Source organism: Pseudomonas sp. RW407 (assembly GCF_003176655.1).
Lineage (GTDB): Bacteria > Pseudomonadota > Gammaproteobacteria > Pseudomonadales > Pseudomonadaceae > Pseudomonas > Pseudomonas delhiensis.
Genome location: NZ_QGSL01000091.1, coordinates 579,147 through 579,401 on the forward strand (window position 1 = coordinate 579,147; position 255 = coordinate 579,401).

A 255-nucleotide genomic window follows, 5' to 3' on the forward strand; every position below is an offset into this window, starting at 1 on the left:
GTGCTGGCCGTCGCCGCGCAGGGCCATCTGGGCGGCGTTGATGGCCTTGACCGCGGCGATGGCGTTGCGCTCGATGCAGGGCACCTGGACGAGGCCGCCGACGGGGTCGCAGGTGAGGCCGAGGTTGTGCTCCAGGCCGATCTCGGCGGCGTTCTCGACCTGCTCGGGGCTGGCGCCGAGGACCTCGGCCAGGCCGGCGGCGGCCATGGCGCAGGCGGAGCCGACCTCGCCCTGGCAGCCGACCTCGGCGCCGGA

The 255-nt window shown here is 75.7% G+C and carries 1 protein-coding gene; it reads right to left on the reverse strand.

Translation table 11 applies throughout. The features are described from left to right. The coding region (locus tag DK254_RS14935; RefSeq protein WP_177412073.1) for an L-serine ammonia-lyase, iron-sulfur-dependent, subunit alpha at positions 1–255 on the reverse strand (255 nt) is incomplete at both ends.